This window comes from Streptosporangium sp. NPDC051022 (assembly GCF_040683035.1).
Classification (GTDB): domain Bacteria; phylum Actinomycetota; class Actinomycetes; order Streptosporangiales; family Streptosporangiaceae; genus Streptosporangium.
Genome location: NZ_JBFBCF010000009.1, coordinates 39,759 through 52,497 on the forward strand (window position 1 = coordinate 39,759; position 12,739 = coordinate 52,497).

General features: G+C 68.1%; 16 protein-coding genes. 11 read left to right on the forward strand and 5 right to left on the reverse strand.

Features of this window, described 5'->3' with window-relative positions; all coding sequences use genetic code 11:
• Positions 1-74: 74 nt before the first annotated feature.
• Positions 75-779: an NAD-dependent deacylase gene (locus tag AB0N02_RS17285; protein ID WP_363947010.1), complete on the reverse strand. Its 705-nt coding sequence runs from the start codon at positions 777-779 to the stop codon at positions 75-77.
• A 206-nt stretch (positions 780-985) separates the two neighbouring features.
• On the opposite strand from AB0N02_RS17285, the gene AB0N02_RS17290 reads away from it, so the two are divergent.
• From AB0N02_RS17290 to AB0N02_RS17300, 3 genes are read left to right on the forward strand one after another with little or no spacing between them, the layout of a single operon-like run.
• On the forward strand, positions 986-2,719 hold the full coding sequence (locus tag AB0N02_RS17290) for a pyruvate dehydrogenase (protein ID WP_363947013.1): 1,734 nt from the start codon (positions 986-988) through the stop codon (positions 2,717-2,719).
• Between the two features lie 29 nt (positions 2,720-2,748).
• The gene (locus AB0N02_RS17295) at positions 2,749-3,798 is read left to right on the forward strand and encodes a DUF2293 domain-containing protein (protein WP_363947016.1); all 1,050 of its coding nucleotides are present in this window, start codon (positions 2,749-2,751) and stop codon (positions 3,796-3,798) included.
• 30 nt (positions 3,799-3,828) lie between these two features.
• Positions 3,829-4,218: an MmcQ/YjbR family DNA-binding protein gene (locus AB0N02_RS17300; protein ID WP_363947019.1), complete on the forward strand. Its 390-nt coding sequence runs from the start codon at positions 3,829-3,831 to the stop codon at positions 4,216-4,218.
• Between the two features lie 77 nt (positions 4,219-4,295).
• Here AB0N02_RS17300 and AB0N02_RS17305 read toward each other — a convergent pair whose 3' ends face one another.
• Positions 4,296-4,571: a hypothetical protein gene (locus AB0N02_RS17305; RefSeq protein ID WP_363947022.1), complete on the reverse strand. Its 276-nt coding sequence runs from the start codon at positions 4,569-4,571 to the stop codon at positions 4,296-4,298.
• Positions 4,572-5,124: 553 nt separating this feature from the next.
• Between AB0N02_RS17305 and AB0N02_RS17310 the strand changes: the two genes are divergently transcribed.
• A complete protein-coding gene (locus tag AB0N02_RS17310; RefSeq protein ID WP_363947025.1) occupies positions 5,125-5,862 on the forward strand; it encodes a hypothetical protein in 738 nt (245 codons plus the stop codon).
• Positions 5,863-5,907: 45 nt separating this feature from the next.
• On the opposite strand, the gene AB0N02_RS17315 is transcribed toward AB0N02_RS17310, so the two are convergent.
• Together AB0N02_RS17315 and AB0N02_RS17320 are read right to left on the reverse strand one after the other, a co-directional pair.
• A complete protein-coding gene (locus tag AB0N02_RS17315) occupies positions 5,908-6,219 on the reverse strand; it encodes a hypothetical protein (RefSeq protein ID WP_363947028.1) in 312 nt (103 codons plus the stop codon).
• Positions 6,220-6,868: 649 nt separating this feature from the next.
• Positions 6,869-7,039: a hypothetical protein gene (locus AB0N02_RS17320; RefSeq protein ID WP_363947030.1), complete on the reverse strand. Its 171-nt coding sequence runs from the start codon at positions 7,037-7,039 to the stop codon at positions 6,869-6,871.
• Positions 7,040-7,089: 50 nt separating this feature from the next.
• Between AB0N02_RS17320 and AB0N02_RS17325 the strand changes: the two genes are divergently transcribed.
• Genes AB0N02_RS17325 through AB0N02_RS17340 form a run of 4 tightly spaced genes read left to right on the forward strand, consistent with a single transcriptional unit; the run spans position 7,090 to position 8,839 of the window.
• Complete coding sequence (locus AB0N02_RS17325) at positions 7,090-7,512, forward strand: hypothetical protein (protein WP_363947033.1); 423 nt, start codon at positions 7,090-7,092, stop codon at positions 7,510-7,512.
• Complete coding sequence (locus tag AB0N02_RS17330) at positions 7,512-7,805, forward strand: SH3-like domain-containing protein (protein WP_363947035.1); 294 nt, start codon at positions 7,512-7,514, stop codon at positions 7,803-7,805. Before AB0N02_RS17325 ends, AB0N02_RS17330 begins: the two co-directional genes overlap by 1 nt.
• Positions 7,806-7,817: 12 nt before the next feature.
• Positions 7,818-8,501: a thiocyanate hydrolase subunit gamma gene (scnC, locus tag AB0N02_RS17335; RefSeq protein WP_363947038.1), complete on the forward strand. Its 684-nt coding sequence runs from the start codon at positions 7,818-7,820 to the stop codon at positions 8,499-8,501.
• Positions 8,498-8,839 (forward strand): ScnB, encoded by a 342-nt coding sequence (locus AB0N02_RS17340; protein ID WP_363947040.1) that lies wholly within the window; start codon positions 8,498-8,500, stop codon positions 8,837-8,839. The genes scnC and AB0N02_RS17340 overlap by 4 nt, the downstream gene beginning before the upstream one ends.
• A gap of 82 nt (positions 8,840-8,921) precedes the next feature.
• Here AB0N02_RS17340 and AB0N02_RS17345 read toward each other — a convergent pair whose 3' ends face one another.
• Entirely contained in the window at positions 8,922-9,614 is a 693-nt protein-coding gene (locus AB0N02_RS17345) for a YoaK family protein (protein WP_363947043.1), read from the reverse strand.
• A 672-nt stretch (positions 9,615-10,286) separates the two neighbouring features.
• Here AB0N02_RS17345 and AB0N02_RS17350 point away from each other — a divergent pair.
• The 3 genes from AB0N02_RS17350 (at position 10,287) to AB0N02_RS17360 (ending at position 12,736) form a co-directional block, all read left to right on the forward strand.
• On the forward strand, positions 10,287-10,505 hold the full coding sequence (locus AB0N02_RS17350; protein ID WP_363947046.1) for a CbtB domain-containing protein: 219 nt from the start codon (positions 10,287-10,289) through the stop codon (positions 10,503-10,505).
• 18 nt (positions 10,506-10,523) lie between these two features.
• Entirely contained in the window at positions 10,524-11,264 is a 741-nt protein-coding gene (locus AB0N02_RS17355; RefSeq protein ID WP_363947049.1) for a CbtA family protein, read from the forward strand.
• A 260-nt stretch (positions 11,265-11,524) separates the two neighbouring features.
• Entirely contained in the window at positions 11,525-12,736 is a 1,212-nt protein-coding gene (locus tag AB0N02_RS17360; protein ID WP_363947052.1) for an ammonium transporter, read from the forward strand.
• The last annotated feature ends 3 nt before the right edge of the window (positions 12,737-12,739 follow it).

The window sequence follows — 12,739 nt, forward strand, 5'->3', positions numbered from 1 at the left end:
TCGCCCGACCACGACCGGAGGGAACCGGCGACCACAGAGGCGACGTCCTTCGCCGCGATCCAGATCGCCGCCGGTCAGGCCAGGAGTTCGGCGCACAGGTGGGGGACGGCCTCGCCGATCGGGGCGTGGATCACCTCGTCGGCCAGCGCGTCGTACGGCGTCGGCTCGCCGTTGACGATGACCAGCCTGGCGCCCGCCTCGGCCGCGACCATCACCAGGGACGCGGCCGGTTGCACCTGCAACGAGGTGCCGACGGCGACGAACACCTCGCACGCCTCGGCCGCCTCGACCGCCCTGCCGAGGGTGACCGGGTCGAGGGACTGGCCGAACATCACGGTCGTGGTCTTCAGGATGCCCCCGCACTCCCGGCAGGCCGGGTCGTCCTCCCCGGCGAGGATCCGATCGATCGCCTCGCGTGTCGTCGAGCCCGCGCCGCACGCGGTGCACACCGCACCGAACATGTTGCCGTGCAGTTCGAGCACCCGCTCGGGCGGCGATCCGGCCCGCTGGTGCAGACCGTCGACGTTCTGCGTGATGATCCAGGCGTCCGGCAGCGCGGCCAGGGCGCGGTGCGCCGCGTTGGGCTCGGCCTCCCAGGCGGGGTTGTCGCGGCGGAGCAGCCACGAGCGGCGCCTGATCTCCGGATCCGCCATGTAGTAGTCGTAGGTGACGAGCTTCTCGTGGGCGGGATCCCTGCGCCACAGGCCGTCCGGACCGCGGTAGTCCGGGATCCCCGACTCCGTGGAGATCCCCGCCCCCGTCAGCACGGTCACCGTCATCGTCCAATGGTAGCCGTCGCCGCCGGACGGCCCCGGGGCTCACCCGGGAAGGGGCTCGCCGCCGGCCGGAGCGAGGACCTCACCGGTGCGGGCGGTGCTCGGACAGACAGGCGACGGCGGCCGGTGGGACGAGCACCGCCCCATCCGGAATGACCTCGCGAAATCCGGTGAGGTACCCCTTGACGCGACAAGCGAGGGGGGGCGCCATGGCGACCGTTGCCGAGCAGTTCGTCGAGGTGTTGCGGCAGGCCGGGGTCGAGCGGATCTACGGGGTGGTCGGCGACAGCCTGAACCCCGTGGTCGACGCGGTCCGCAGGGCCGGCGGCGTCGAGTGGGTCCAGGTGCGCAACGAGGAGGCCGGGGCGTTCGCCGCGTCGGCGGAGGCGCAGCTCACCGGGCGCCTGGCGGTGTGCGCGGGCAGTTGCGGGCCGGGCAACACCCACCTGGTCCAGGGGCTGTACGACGCCGACCGCAGCGGCGCCCCCGTACTCGCGCTGGCCTCGCACATTCCCGGCCCGCAGATCGGGACGGGCTACTTCCAGGAGACCCATCCGGAGCGGCTGTTCGTCGACTGCGCCGGTTTCTGCGAGACGATCGGCACCCCCGGGCAGCTGCCCCGGGTGCCGCGCGTCGCCGTCCAGCACGCGATCGGCCGCGGTGGCGTCTCGGTCCTCGTGCTTCCCGGCGACGTGGCGCAGCTGCGGGTCGCCGGAACCGTCGGGCCCCACGACTTCCTCACCGCGCGGGGCACGCTCCGGCCTCCGGCCGACCAGGTGGCGCAGCTGGCCACGGCGCTGAACGACGCGGAGAAGGTGATGCTGTTCTGCGGCGCCGGGGTCCGCGACGCGCACGAGGAGGTCATGTCCCTGGCCGCCCGCACGCTGGCGCCCGTCGGGCACGCGCTGCGGGGCAAGGAGTGGATCCAGTACGACAATCCGTACGACGTGGGGATGAGCGGGCTGCTCGGCTACGGCGCGTGCCACGAGGCCATGCACGAGGCGGAGCTGGTGGTGCTGGCGGGCACCGACTTCCCCTACGACGACTTCCTGCCGGGCGCGCGCACGGTCCAGATCGACCGCGACCCCACGCGGCTGGGCCGCCGGACCCCGCTGGAGCTGGCCGTACACGGTGACGTCGGCGAGACGCTGCGCGCGGTGCTGCCGAAGGTCGCGCAGAAGACCGACCGCCGCTATCTCGACAGGATGCTGGAGCGGCATCTGCGGGCGCTGGACCACGTCGTGGACGCCTACACCCGCGACATCGAGCACCACGTGCCGATCCACCCCGAGTACGTGGCGAGCCTCGTGGACGAGCTCGCCGACGACGACGCGGTGTTCACCGTCGACACCGGGATGTGCAACGTCTGGGCCGCCCGCTACCTGACGCCCAACGGCCGCCGCCGCGTCATCGGCTCCTTCCGGCACGGGAGCATGGCCAACGCCCTCCCGCACGCCATCGGCGCGCAGTTCGCCGCCCCCGGCCGGCAGGTGGTCTCGCTGTCCGGCGACGGAGGGCTCGGCATGCTGCTCGGCGAGCTGCTGACCGTGCGGATGTACGACCTGCCGGTGAAGATCGTGGTGTTCAACAACTCCTCGCTCGGCATGGTGAAGCTGGAGATGCTGGTGGACGGGATGCCGGACTTCGGCACCGACTACCCGCCCGTCGACTACGCGGCGATCGCCGCCGCAGCGGGGATCGAGTCGGAGACCGTGCGGACGCCCTCGGAGGTCAGGAAGGCGCTGGGCACCGCCTTCACGATGCCGGGGCCGTACCTCGTGAACGTCGTCACCGACCCCAACGTGCTGTCCATCCCGCCGCGCATCACCGGCGGGCAGGTCAGGGGGTTCGCCAGGGCGGCGGGCAAGGTGGTGCTGAGCGGCGGGGTGGGCCGCATGATCGACATGGCCCGGGCGAACCTGCGGAACATTCCCCGTCCCTGACAGGCCCGGGAGTACGGCAGGCTGACGGGGTGAGCAAACTGGAGCGAAGGATCGTGGAGGCGGCCGAGGCCGCGCTCGCCCAGCGCAGGTTCGTCACCGCGATCGACGTGCTGACCGGTGTCCGCTGGCTGCACGCCCGGCACGTGGACACCTGGCGGCAGGGCCGGGCCGCCACGCTGGAGGAGCTCTCCGCGGTCGACGGCGCCAAGATGGCCGACGCGGTGGCCGTGCTCAGGCGCTGGGCGCTGGGCAAAGGGCTCACAGCCGGTGAGAGCGCCTACGTGTCCGGCGGCCGGGACCGGGGGGAGCTGCGGTTCCTGTCCACCGGGGACGACTCTGCCTTCCGGATCCACTGGATCTCCCCGGACATGAGCGAGGCCAGGAGACGGCAACTGGCCGAGCGGCAGAGCAAGGCCCCCGACCTGGTCGCGGTCGAGTCCCAGCAGGCCTGGGAGTGCGCGGGCTGCGGCGGAACCGGCCCCTATCTGATCATGGAGAACGCCGGTCCGCACTGTCTGACCTGCGCGGACATGGACCACCTCGTCTTCCTGCCCGCGGGCGACGCGGCGCTCAGCCGCCGGGCGAAGAAGGAGAGCGGCCTGGCCGCGGTCGTGGTCAGGTTCAACTCCAGGCGCAAGCGGTACGAACGGCTGGGCATCCTGGTCGAGGAGGCCGCGCTGGCGCTGGCCGAGGAGCGCTGCCTGGCCGACGAGGAGGTACGGCTGCGCCGCCGGGAGCGTGACCGGGAGCGGCGGGCCGGGGAGGACGTGGAGTTCCAGGCGAGGATGGCCGGGGAGATCGTCAGGCTGTTCCCCGGCTGCCCGCCCGAGCGGGCCGAGGAGATCTCCCGGCACGCCGGGCATCGGGGCAGCGGCCGGGTCGGCCGTACCGCCGCCGCCCGGGTGCTCGACGAGAACGCGATCACGCTGGCCGTGGTCGCCTCGATAAGGCACCTGGACACCGACTACGACCGGCTGCTGATGTCGGGGGTGCCCCGGGCCGAGGCCAGGGATCGGATCAGGGCGGACATCGACCGCGTGCTCGGCCGCTGGCGCGCCGTAGGTGCCGGCGAGCCGTAAATGTCGGTGCCGCCGGACACAATGGGCGCCATGGAGAGCTGGCGTGAGGTCCGGCGGACGCTGCGCGAGTTCGCGCTGCGACTACCGGAGGCGTACGAGGATCACCCGTGGGGCGAGAGCGTCGTCAAGGTCAACAAGAAGATCTTCGTCTTCCTCGGGGTCGACGAGCCGAGCGACAGGTGGAGCCCGCACGTCGGGGTCAAGCTGCCGCAGTCGAACGGCCACGCCCTGGCCGTCGAGGGCGTCAGGCCCTCGGGATACGGGCTCGGCAAGGCGGGGTGGGTGACGATCCCGTTGACGGGCGAGCTGCCGGAGACCGAGGTGCTGCTCGACTGGGTCGAGGAGAGCTACCGGGCGGTGGCTCCGAAGAGGCTCGTCGCCGGGCTCGACGCCGCGTCCCCCGGCACCGCGGCGGGCTGAGGACCGTCACGGCGTCCGGGGACGCGGGCCGGAGGCCGTCTCCGGCCGTCCGGCCGTTCTCCGTTGTCTCCCGCGCGTCAGTTGTCGATGCCGCTGCCACCTCCCATGCCGCCCGGCACCCTGTTGTCGCTGATGCCGCTGTCGATGCCGCCGCGGGGAGCGTGACGCGGGGCGTGGCACTGACCGTGCTTGCACGGCTTCGAGGCGGCGGTGAGAGTGGGTGAGGCCGCCGCGGTCACGGCCGCGGGGGCCGCGGGGGCCACGGGGGCGATCTGGGCCGGCATCGTCATGGGCACGATGAGGGCGGAGGCCCCCATCACCCCGGCTGCGAGAGCGTTACTGATCTTGATCATGACAGGTCGCTCCATGTGAGTCAGTCGCACCCCGGGCGATGCCCGGGCCGACGGGCGCCGTGCGGATGTCACCTACCGCACGGAGTGGGACTGAAGTTCCACGCTAGGTGGCCGGGCCCCGGGGGTCACCTGGAGAAATTCAAAGCCTTCGAATGACTAAATTACCTTTCGCGCACAAAAAGTGATTACATGCACACTTATTGTGACCATCCCTCCCCCTCCTCGAACCACCCGGCCCCCGAAAGCCGGAAACCCCCCAAGTCGCGCGTTTCACCTGATCGCCACAGCAAAAGGTAAACACCCCTCTCAGTGGTAACGCTCCGGCCATGCCCGCGAACGCCCCCACAACCGGGCACCGGTTGCCGTAGACGCCTTTCACCCGCCCTTTTCCTTTTAAAGGGACTTCGTGGCGGCGTGGCACCACAAGACAACCATCGGCAACTGTAAGCATCTTTATCATTACGTTGAGTTATGTCGCGTAACGGGCACGGGCCGTCTCCGGCCAGCCGGTTGGTCGCGGTCACGGGCCGCGTTCGAAAGGAAGGGTATTTCCATGTTCACGCCCGATCCCCACCCGGATGCCATCACCGCGCATGCCCGGCCGAGAAGGCGCGGGCCGTCCAGGAAGCTGGGGATGGCGCTCATGGCCGGGTCCGCCTCCGTGGCCCTCGGCGCCTCCGTGTGCTCGGCCCTCCTCGTGCCCGCCCAGAGCCTGGCCTCCGCGCCCGCCGACCCGTCCGCGTCCCCGACTCCGACCCCCACCCCGACCTTCCCCACAATCGGGGAGGAGGCCCGCAGAAAGTGCAGGCCCCGCGCCCTCTTCAGGTTCCACGACTTCAGGGCGCGCAACTTCTTCATCCCGCGCACCCGCTTCATCGACGGTCCCGGCGGCACGATGACGGTCTCGGTCAGGCGGCAGCACCGCGTGTACCTCGAGCTCGAGATCGAAAGGGAGAAGCAGAGCGAGGTCGGCCACACCTTCACCCATGACGAGCTCCAGCGGTCACTGCTCCGCAGACTGCGCAACAACGTCAACCCACTGCTCGCCGAGGAGCACATCGTCGAGGCCGGACACGACTACGCCCAGGTGGTCAGCCCCGGCATGTACGGCAACCTGTGGTACCGCGTCTTCGGCTACCGGGTGGGCTGGGCGGCGTGGCAGCAGCTCCAGGACTGCAGCGTGAACAGGGTCGCCACCGGCATCGCCAACGTCCCCGCGCGGGTCGAGGGCTGGCGGTACTGGGAGACCAAGCACCCGATGTTCAGGGGCCACCGGCTCTCCGAGAAGTAGAAGTCGTCGTCGGCCCGGAACAGGGCCGCCGGGCGCGGCGCCGGCTCACTGGTCCCGGAAGCAGACCAGGTGGAAGGAGCGCGGGGCGGGAGTGCCGTCCACGTCGAAGGTGTGCACCTTCATCTGGTTCGGGGCGTCCCCCAGGCCGACCGTGATCAGGCCGGGCCGGACCGACTCGGTCTGCGCGCTGCCGACCGTGCCCGCGAAATTGGTCTTCGCCTCGCCCTGGAGCGGCACCCCCCAGCTCAGGGTGTAGGTGTTGGTCCCGTCGAACTCGCACCCGTCGATCAGATATCCGCGGACGACCGACCCGTCCTCCGCGATGACACATGCCAGTCTTTTCTCGAACTCAGCCACCGGTTTTCCTTTCGCAGAAAACAGGAGGCCCTGACAGGGCGCTCCGTGCCCGGATATTCCCGTAACGCTCCGCGACAACCACCAAGGATCCTTTCCGATCCCGCTCTCATTCCTTTCCCGGTGCCGTGATCCCACGCCGCCACGGCCATTCGAACACGTAAAAAGTCAGGGCCGGAGGCGGGTCCGCGATACCGGGGCCGCCGGCGTTTCCCCAGACGGCGATATCCCCGACGACTTCCTCGTCGAGGACGAAGCCCAGCCAGACCGGGCGGCCCCCCGACAGCCGCCCCTCGGGCGAGGGTCCGACGACGACGACGTTCGACCGGACGCAGAGGCCGAGACAGCCCGAGACGCGGACCCGGGAAGGGGGGCTCAACTCCCGGCGGAGCCGGTCGACCTGCTCCCGGTGGTCGACACCGGGATGTTTGCGCTCGGTGCCGCAGCAGCAGCCGCGACACACGGTGATCAGGCAGCCCGGGTTCCGCACGGCGGTACGGCCCTCGCGATCGTCCTCGGGTGAGCGTGACCCGGCAGGGGACCACGGCCCGCCACCCGAACACGTCCGGAAGTCCCCCGTACCCGCGTCTCCACCATCGAATCTCCCTTCGAAACGCGGACATCATTCGACAATTATCCCGGAACGCATTTTTCAAAAAAGCGTTCGATTTACATCGGCGATCCGGATGTCGCACACATCGCAAAGCGCGTCAAAAATTGCCAAAATCTGCAAGTCAAAGATCCCCGCACAACTCAACGGGGTTTTCAGATCCAAAGATACTTTGCGACCCTTTGTCGCGACATAGAGGTTGACGGGAAGCATCCGGGTAAGGTGGTGCTGACGTTCTTTACAAGAAGAACGAGGGGGAACAGATGGCGACATTGCTCTACGACAAGCTGCTGTCCAACGTCAGAAACCTCGCGCCGGAAGACCGTGAGGTCCTTGACTCTCCGTACACGATCTCAAATGAGTTCTACGCTTCACTCCGCGCGGTGGTCCACGACGTCGGGGGACAGCCCGACCACCCTCAGCCCTACTTCGAGAAGGGTGAGGAGGAGTGGGAGATGAACACCTACCTCACCTGCGAGTGCCTGGGCTGGCGTGGTGCGTGGAACTCCGAGATGAGGCGCAGAGCCGAGAACGATCTCGGGACGACCCAGTACTTCGGCATGCCCTACTACGGTCGCTGGATCACCGTCGCGACGAAGACCCTCGTGAACAAGGGTCTCATCACCACCGACGAGCTGGGAGCCAAGATCGACGAGATCCGTGCCCGCTTGGAGGCGAAGAAGTGATGGCAAAGCCAAAGTTCAACATCGGCGACAGGGTCGTCATCAAGAACGAGACAACGCTGTTCCACACCCGCACCCAGCAGTACACCCGCGGCCACGAGGGAGTCGTCGTCGACCACCGGCCCGAATGGGTCATCCCCGAGGACGAGGCGTGGGACCGGCTGGAGACCGGGCGCAAGGAGCCCTTCTACGTCGTCAGGTTCAAGCAGACCGAACTGTGGCCCGACTACACCGGGTTCAGCCAGGACACGTTGGAATCGGAATTCTCGGAGCGCTGGCTGCAGCCGGTCAGCTGACAAGGGGGAGTGATGGCTGGAAGTCACCACGGGACGCTCCAGGTGGCGTCGAAGGTCAGTGAGTTCGAGATCCTCGAACTCGCCATCCGTGAACTGGCCATCGAGAAGGGCATCTTCTCGGCCGAGGACCACCGCCGCTTCGCCGAATGGGCGGACGGCGTCGGCCCGCACGGCGGGTCGAAGCTGGTCGCCAAGGCATGGTCCGATCCGGGGTTCAAGGAGCGGCTGCTCTCCAACGGCACGGAGGCCTGCAAGGAGGTGGGCATCGACTGGCTCCAGCCGACGGGCGTCGGCACTCCCAGCGACTACACCTTCTTCTACGTGCTGGAGAACACGCCGCAGGTGCACAACGTCATCGTGTGCACGCTCTGCTCCTGCTACCCCCGGCCCGTCCTGGGCATGTCGCCGGACTGGTACCGCACGCCGAGCTATCGCCGCCGGATGGTCCGGCGGCCCCGCGAGGTGCTCGCCGAGTTCGGCCTGCACCTGCCGCCCGACGTCGAGGTCCGCGTGCACGACTCCAACCAGAAGTCGCGCTTCATGGTGATGCCCATGCGGCCCGAGGGAACCGAGGGGTGGAGCGAGGAGCAACTCGCCGAGATCGTCACCCGTGACACCATGATCGGTGTCGCACTGCCGGAGGCCGGCCGGACGTCCGACACGGCCACCCAGAAACTGGCAGGCTGGAAGCGATGAGCACAGCGCCCCAGAAGACGTACGGCGTGCTCATGGAGACCCTGGCCGACATCGGTGAGCGAACCGACACCGACCTGCGGTGTCTGGACCACGAGCCCGCCGTATGGGAGTCGAGGATGCAGGTGACCTGTGAGTGCCTCTCCTCGCACGGCGCACTGGACAACCTGGAGCGCCGGAACGCCGAGGATCGGCTGGGCGAGACCGTCTACGCCAGATTCCCCGTGCAGACCCGCTCGGCCCTGGTCGTGGCGCACTCGCTCATGGACAGGCAGGTCTTCACCGAGGACGAACTCCGGCGGAAGATGGAAGGGGTCCGCGCTCGCCTGAACGAGGAGTGACCCCTGACGGTCATCGGGCCACCATCGGGAAAAGCGGCGAGAGGACACCGATCCGGTGGTCGCCTTTCCGCCTTTCCGCCTCTCACCTCTTCCCGTCCGTGCGGGCCGGAGCCGAGTACCAGACATAGGCGACGGTCAGCACGACGATGAGGCCGGTCATCGACACCATCGTGGCGGGAAGACCGAAGTGTCCCAGGATCAGACCGCCGGTGCAGGCACCGAGGACGAGGGAGATGATCTGAGTCAGGCGGCGCCCGGCCCGGACCCGTCTCCCGGTGCCGAGCACGGAGTCCGCCGCCAGCTTGGTCAGTGTGCCCGTCAGAGCCGTCGTGGTGATGTCGGGGATCTTGAGACGGCGCACCACGGTGTTCCGCACCCCCATGGACGTCGCCAGGATGGCGACCAGTACGTACTGATGGGCCACCGACGACGTGGGCAGCAGGAACGAGCCCGCGGCCGCGAGCGCGTTCAGGACGGACTCGACGGTCATGGCGACGACGAGCCGGCGGCGGCGAGACGCTATGACGACGGTGAGCCTGCCTCCAAGCGCCGCGCCGAGAAAGAAACTCACAACCGAGATGGCCGACGCGACGATCGAGAACTGGGGAGTGCCGCTGGCGGCGAAACCGAGAATGAGCAGGTTTCCCGTCATGTTCGCGGTGAAGATCTCACCGATTCCCAGATAGCTGCTGGCGTCGACCATGCCGCTCATGAAGGTGAGGCCCATCAGCATCGCCTCAGAGGGCTGCCCCTCGGTGTCCCGCCCGGGCCGCACTGTCGACTCCCCCCGTCGGCTCTCACATCGAGCATTCCGGCCCGGACACCTTCTCAAGAGAGGAAGAACGGAGGTCCCCGCGAAACACCGATTCCATTTTACTTTTACAAACCTTTCCGCTGTCCGACCATTCGGGTTTTTCCTGGAAACGGCGGCCCGCCCGGGGTCGCCGGGAAGAGCGGATAAATCACGTACCTCCCGCCGGGAAAGCAGGGCCGGAAGGGCAGGAGGATTTGTCACCCCACCCTTTCCGACCCCGGCGGACACGGAACGAAACAGGTGATGCCACGCGGTCACCTTCAGCGGAAAAACGACCGGCTCACGAAAGGCGACGAGAGCGCGGCAAATTCGCCGGACGCGTCCGCCTCCGCACGGAAGTACCCGTCACCTGGAGGAACGTCAGCAGCCGACACATGAAAGCCGGACAATCACCACACCACACCTTCAACGGTAAAAAGGAATCACAAACGCAGGCGAAATGATCTGCGTCGGGTTGATTGACCGCTCCCGACCGGCACCATAGGTTAATAGACGAACCAATTGTGACGGCGCACAGGCCCGGTGAACGCACAGAGTAGCCTCATCATCACGAGCCGTCCTTTGTGGCCCGAGAGCCGAATTCGCGCGACGTCCACCGCGATTAAGACACGCCAGTCCTCGAAGGAGGAACCCATGGCTGAAAGAACGGTACCCACCAGCCGGACCTACCCGATCCCGATCCCGATTCCTCTCCGTGAGATTGTTCCCTGGGCGATCCTCACCTTGGCACTGGCACTTTTGATCCTCTACTTCGTCGGGGCCGAGCAGGGCGCGACCTCACTGATCAACGGCCGTGCCGTTCACGAGTTCATGCACGACGGGAGGCATCTTCTCGGCTTCCCCTGCCACTGATCGCAGGGCAGCCGAACCATGACCATGCGCACACTGCTGGTACGCGGAATGCTCGTCGGACTGGGAGCCGCTCTTCTCGCTCTGGTGTTCGCCTGGATCTTCGGTGAGCCCCAGATCAACTCGGCCATCGCCTTCGAGGAGCACCGCATGAGCGCGGGCGGTCACGAGCACGAGGTCGAGATAGTCTCACGCGGCGTGCAGCAGACCTTCGGCCTGGCCACCGCGATGGGGCTGTTCGGTGTGGCACTGGGAGGATTGTTCGCCCTGGCGTTCGCCCTCGTTCACGCGAGGATCAGCCGGTTCGGCCCACGGGCCACGTCGGCGCTGGTGGCCGGTGCCGGGTTCCTCACCGTCTCACTGCTGCCCGCGCTGAAATATCCCGCCAACCCTCCCTCGGTCGGCTCACCGGACACGGTGGGCATGCGTGCCGCCACGTACTTCGCCCTGATCGTCATCTCGGTGATCATCGCGGTCGTCGCGGTCCAGACAGGACACCGCCTCGCGGCGCGGCTGGGTAACTGGAACGCCACTCTGGTCGGCGCCGCCGTGGCGCTCGTCCTCGTCGCCATCTCCTATCTGGCCCTTCCCACGGTCAACGAGGTTCCCAGGGGCTTCCCGGGCGCGGTGCTGTGGAATTTCCGCATCGCCTCGCTCGGCGTCCAGGCCGTCTTCTGGACCGCCCTGGGACTGGGCTTCGGCGCTCTCACGGAGCGGAGCCTGGCCGTTCGTCCGCGCAAGACTCCGGTACCGGTGAACTGAGCCGCGCCCGCGCCCGGTCTTCGGACGTGGACGCGGGCGCGGGCGCGGGCGCTTCACCAGGCACGCCTCACCGGACACACGGTGAGGATCGGCACATCAGGCGTGTCCCCTCCGGGGGACGCTTTACCTGCGACGGCCAACACCACCCCGGCGTCCGGATATGGAATGTCACCTCCCAATCCCGCCCGGTGGCCGGTTTCGCGGCCGTCCCGGCTGCCCAGGCTTCCGGGGGAAGGGCGAAGCGAGAGAGGGGGTGCGCGATGCCACCCGGGCTGAACACCGGTGACTCGGCATGGGTGCTGGTGAGCGCCGCCATGGTGCTTCTCATGACCCCCGCCCTGGCCTTCTTCTACGGCGGGATGGTCCGCGCGAAGAACGTCCTGAGCATGCTCTTCATGAGCTTCGTCTCCATCAGCGTGGTGACGGTCGTGTGGTTCCTCTACGGCTTCGGGCTGTCCTTCGGCCGGGACGCCGGAGACGTCGGCCTGATCGGCTTCAGCCATCTGGGCTTCACCGACGTCGCCCCCAGCACGTTGCACGGACTCGTCCCCCTCTACGCCTTCGCCCTGTTCCAGCTCACCTTCGCCATCATCACGGTGGCGCTGATCAGCGGCTCGGTCGCCGGCCGCACCCGGCTCGGGCCGTGGATCATCTTCTCCGTCGTCTGGGTGACCCTGGTGTACTTCCCCGTCGCCCACTGGGTGTTCTCGCCCTCGGGCTGGATCAACAGGTGGGGCGTGCTCGACTTCGCGGGCGGGCTGGTCGTCGAGCTGAACTCCGGAATGGCCGGGCTCGCCCTGGCCATCGCTCTCGGCCCCGGCATCAGGTACCGCAGGGGAGAGCCCCCCGTGCCGAGCAACATCCCCTTCGTCATGCTGGGGCTGGGACTGCTGTGGTTCGGCTGGTTCGGGTTCAACGGCGGATCGGCTCTCAACGACGGCCGCGTCGCGGTCGCGGCGTTCCTCAGCACGATGATGGCCGGGAGCGCCGGGATGCTGACCTGGCTGATCCTGGAGTGGATCCGGTACCGGCACTTCACCAGACTCGGCTCGGCCACCGGCGCGCTGGCCGGGCTGGTGGCGATCACGCCGTCGTGCGCGTTCGTCAACGTGTGGGGCGCCCTGCTCATCGGCGTCGTGGCGGCGGTCGTGGTGTCCTACGCCGTGGAGTGGAAGCTGGTACTCGGCTACGACGACACCCTCGACGTGGTCGGCGTGCACGGCGCGGGCGGCATCGTCGGCGTCGTGCTCATCGGCCTGCTCGCCACCGGTGTGACCGGGAGCCCCACCAAGGGCCTGTTCTACGGCGGCTCCGGAGCGCTGCTGGGCAAACAGGTGGTGGCCGTCATCGTGGTGGCCGTCTACTCCTTCGTGATCACGTTCGTGATCGGCAAGGTCGTCGACGGGCTGTTCAGGATGAGGGAGACCAAGGAGGAACAGCTCGCCGGTTCCGACCTGCAGTTCGGGACGTAAGGC

Bases quoted from the DNA above. Each gene is read 5' to 3' on its own strand.
- AB0N02_RS17350 (WP_363947046.1), top strand. From the start codon at position 10,287: ATGGCTGAAAGAACGGTACCCACCAGCCGGACCTACCCGATCCCGATC.
- AB0N02_RS17325 (WP_363947033.1), top strand. From the start codon at position 7,090: ATGGCGACATTGCTCTACGACAAGCTGCTGTCCAACGTCAGAAACCTC.
- AB0N02_RS17355 (WP_363947049.1), top strand. From the start codon at position 10,524: ATGACCATGCGCACACTGCTGGTACGCGGAATGCTCGTCGGACTGGGA.
- AB0N02_RS17285 (WP_363947010.1), bottom strand. From the start codon at position 779: ATGACGGTGACCGTGCTGACGGGGGCGGGGATCTCCACGGAGTCGGGG.
- AB0N02_RS17305 (WP_363947022.1), bottom strand. From the start codon at position 4,571: ATGATCAAGATCAGTAACGCTCTCGCAGCCGGGGTGATGGGGGCCTCC.
- AB0N02_RS17340 (WP_363947040.1), top strand. From the start codon at position 8,498: ATGAGCACAGCGCCCCAGAAGACGTACGGCGTGCTCATGGAGACCCTG.
- AB0N02_RS17310 (WP_363947025.1), top strand. From the start codon at position 5,125: ATGTTCACGCCCGATCCCCACCCGGATGCCATCACCGCGCATGCCCGG.
- AB0N02_RS17320 (WP_363947030.1), bottom strand. From the start codon at position 7,039: ATGCTTCCCGTCAACCTCTATGTCGCGACAAAGGGTCGCAAAGTATCT.
- AB0N02_RS17360 (WP_363947052.1), top strand. From the start codon at position 11,525: ATGCCACCCGGGCTGAACACCGGTGACTCGGCATGGGTGCTGGTGAGC.
- AB0N02_RS17330 (WP_363947035.1), top strand. From the start codon at position 7,512: ATGGCAAAGCCAAAGTTCAACATCGGCGACAGGGTCGTCATCAAGAAC.
- AB0N02_RS17300 (WP_363947019.1), top strand. From the start codon at position 3,829: ATGGAGAGCTGGCGTGAGGTCCGGCGGACGCTGCGCGAGTTCGCGCTG.
- scnC (WP_363947038.1), top strand. From the start codon at position 7,818: ATGGCTGGAAGTCACCACGGGACGCTCCAGGTGGCGTCGAAGGTCAGT.
- AB0N02_RS17290 (WP_363947013.1), top strand. From the start codon at position 986: ATGGCGACCGTTGCCGAGCAGTTCGTCGAGGTGTTGCGGCAGGCCGGG.